3 protein-coding genes are annotated in these 3,331 nt (G+C 63.0%); 2 read left to right on the plus strand and 1 reads right to left on the minus strand.

What is annotated here, in order from left to right; genetic code table 11:
* Window positions 1-499 precede the first annotated feature (499 nt).
* Window positions 500-895 carry a DUF222 domain-containing protein gene (locus tag AC08OV_RS08590; RefSeq protein ID WP_476619521.1) on the plus strand — a complete coding sequence of 132 codons (396 nt, stop codon included), beginning with the start codon at window positions 500-502 and terminating at the stop codon, window positions 893-895.
* Between the two features lie 52 nt (window positions 896-947).
* The gene (locus AC08OV_RS08595; RefSeq protein ID WP_476619522.1) at window positions 948-1,208 is read left to right on the plus strand and encodes a hypothetical protein; all 261 of its coding nucleotides are present in this window, start codon (window positions 948-950) and stop codon (window positions 1,206-1,208) included.
* Window positions 1,209-1,619: 411 nt separating this feature from the next.
* Here the strand turns inward: AC08OV_RS08595 and AC08OV_RS08600 are convergent, their stop codons facing one another.
* Window positions 1,620-2,798 carry a helix-turn-helix domain-containing protein gene (locus AC08OV_RS08600; protein WP_476619523.1) on the minus strand — a complete coding sequence of 393 codons (1,179 nt, stop codon included), beginning with the start codon at window positions 2,796-2,798 and terminating at the stop codon, window positions 1,620-1,622.
* Window positions 2,799-3,331 lie beyond the last annotated feature (533 nt).

The raw sequence follows: 3,331 nt of genomic DNA on the forward strand, positions 1-3,331 counted from the left end.
GGAGAGTCCGTGTCCGCTGCCCCCACGCCCGCCACGCCTTCCACCGCCCCGCACCCTCCACCCGCGCCACGCCCGGCAGGCGTTCCGCGCCACGGTCGCGCTGGCTCGCCCTCGGCGTGCTCGCCACCGCCTTCGCCGTCGCGTTCGCCGTGCCGCGCCGGCCCGTCCGGTGAGGTGAACTGCCGCGCACACGAACCGCTGAGCATCACCGAGCGCACGACCGGACGGCCGCCCGCACCTGTCCACCGTCGCCTATCGGTGGAGTCCCGAGAAGCGGGTACCGCGGATCTCCGCCACGGCCGACCGCCTCAAGGTGCGTCACCCTCGACGTGACCCGCACGCCGCCCTGCCCGTCACGCACCGCCCTGCCCGTCACGCACCGCCCTGCCCGTCACGCATGGACGAAACGGCCTTCCTGCCCGCTCGGCAACCACAGCACCGAGTAACGGCAACCGAACATAGGTTCGACATCTGAGGTGGGGTGATCTACGCTTGATCCATGACCGCAGCCGATCCCGCCGCCGCTCCGGCCGCCGGGCAGCATCGGGTGCTGTCCGGGTTGGTGGGGGTGGCCGGTCAGGTGGGTGGCCTGGTGGAGGCGCCGGTGTGGTCGTTGTCGGACGCCGAGTTGTACGGCGCCCTGGACGGCTGTTCGGTGGAGCTGGCCCGCCTTGCCGCGGTGCGGCTCGCACTGGTGCGGGAGGCTCATGGGCGGAACCTGTCCGCGCGGGAGGGCGCGGCCGGTACGGCGGCGTTGCTGCGGGAACGGCTGCGGATGCGTCCCGTCGACGCCCGGCGTCTGCTTGATCTCGCGATTGCCGTGGATGGCCCGCTGGCCGCGACCGGCGCCGCCCTGAGCGCCGGTGTGATCACCGTAGAGCACACGATACTGTGAATGCAACCAGATACACAAGGTAGTTGAGACTGCTCACCCGCCGATCCGTCCCATGGTCGCGATCTTCTTTGCGATCCTCATGGACCCTGGTACGGCTACGGCGTTCGTTGACCACCATGGCACGGTCCGCGTGGCCGTCTCGGCGGAGGTGGCGCGGGCGATCGGCCTGCCGCGCGGGGTGGCCTTCTACCGGCCGATACGCCGCAAGACCGCGAACGTGCCGGACCTGCTGCGGCGGCATGTCGAGGTAGCGATCTCTGGGCTGGTTGTCTGCCCGGACGCGCACCCACTCGCACAGGCAGTGATCGCCTGATCCGATCGTCGGTAGGGGCGCCAGCGGCTACGCTGGCGTCCCCTTTTTTGATCTACGGCCCGTCGGGTGTTGTCCGCGATCCGGTGACGATTCCCTGTCGTCGCTTCGATGATGCCCTGATCTGCGCTTGCAGACTGCTTGCAAGAGCTAGCGGCGCTCGGCGTGGACCCCCGACGGAGCCGGTAGCCTGACGCCCGACTGGCGAAGGGCCTAACTATGGGATGGCCCTGATCATGGTCTGGGCGCACGGCAAGATTACGCTAGCAAGAGCAAGCGCCCTGCAAGCACACGGCAACGTCGCAACACGGCAAGCTACCCCACTTCATAACCTGTGACCACCTCGCTACGATCACCCCTGGTGACGCCCGGGTCGGGGTCGCCCGTCGAGCTCATGAATGTGGCACGGAATACTCAGAAAGTCGAATGTAGATTCGGATGGACTTTCAGCGCCCGTGCGAGTTCCCGCGTCGACACGGGAACATCGTCAGATCCCAGGGTCTGCCCGACGAGCTTTATTATGCGCTTTTTTGTCCGGGTCGAACGAATCTCTTCCATGCCATTAAGAATGCGCAGCATAGTCACATCAAGATCACCCCACGCACGTGCTTTCGCCTGAGAAAAACCGAGCGATGCCGACCCAAGATAATTTCCTGGATCGAATAGGGACGGTGTTTCGTCTAGAACTCCGCCGAATATGTCGATGGCCTTGCCCCACTCGCCAAGATCGCCATGAATCCATCCCCCGTTCCAGCGTAGTTGTGCCTCATCCACCCACCATGCCCAGTCCGGATCTGACTGCCTTACCCCATCGGAGAAATCCGCCATCGCCCTTGCGAAGCTCTGCCTTGCTTCGCTGTCGCCACGTAGAGCCAACGCCCGTGCTTCCCTCATATGGAACAATGCGGAAAGACGCGGGGAAAGATTCTGGTCTAGTACGCTATGGGCGAGCGTTAGCCCCTCGCTGTGCTTGCCAATCTCTACCGCGTGCATGGATATATTTTGCGTCACGAAAGTTTCCATGCTATGGTCGCCGGCCAGACGACAATAGTAGATCGCATGCTGGTTCGCGTTTCTAACCTCATCGCTCTTGGCCGCATCGACTAGTAGCCATCCGCTCACCTCGAAAAGTTCGGCTGTAACGGCATATGTATCGCTCTCCAGTCCGCGGCGGATACCTACGGACTGTATCTTCCGCTCGATGGACTTGGCCGCATCGAAAGCGAGCCCAGATATTCTCTCCCCGCCGAAGGTTCGTTCCATCGTCAGGAGCTGACCGATACTCTCTTTTGATCGTAGAAGGTATGTTTCGTCGATTGGTTCGCGTGCGAACCTGTTTAGTGCGTCGGGAAGAGAAACAGGTATTTCACTCTCAGTCGACCCCCTAGAGTTCAGAAGCTCCGCCAGATCCTCAAGTGAGAGTTTTAGTATCTGCGCAATCTTTGGCCTTGTTTGGGGTTGCGGCTCTATCTCGCCCCTCTCCCAGCGGACGACTGTGGATCTGTCCACCCCTAGCTTCTCAGCAAATTTCTCTTGACTGTAACCCAGGGTCTTCCGCCGTGCGGCCAGTCTGCCCCTACGTGTAGGTGACATCGCCCCTCACCCCTGCTCCGTGCCCCTGCGTCTCCGATGCGCCATCTTTGCATCACATACGACGTGGTGACCATCCTGACGAGTTGCCACTCTCTGTCCTGGGCGCTCCGGTCTTCCCCATGAGTAAGGCCGGAGTGCCCGCCATGGTCACCCTCGGCGTGCCTCTGCCCCGATGCGGGCACGCCGGGGGGCACACCCTGACGGCAGAGAGGAGCACCCACGTCGATCGTAGTGATCCACTATGGGACGGGGGTCGTATCCCGAACCCACGTGTCCCGGGATGCCCTAGACCGACGCGACGTGCTGTACTTGGCCACGAGGATCTTAGACACGCTCCCGCACGCACGCCGGGTGCAGATATTCCGGAGTCGAGAACAGGAACGTCCGGACGTCGACACGGACAGCATGCCCAACGAAGAGGACATGGTTATGATTTGAAAGAGGAAACCCGAAATGACGCCACCCCTCGACTTTCGTAGTTATGCGGCGTGGGTGTCCCAGGCCAGGCGGAGGGTGTGGATTTCTGCTGGGGC

This window comes from Frankia sp. CeTa3Moorea (assembly GCF_978021225.1).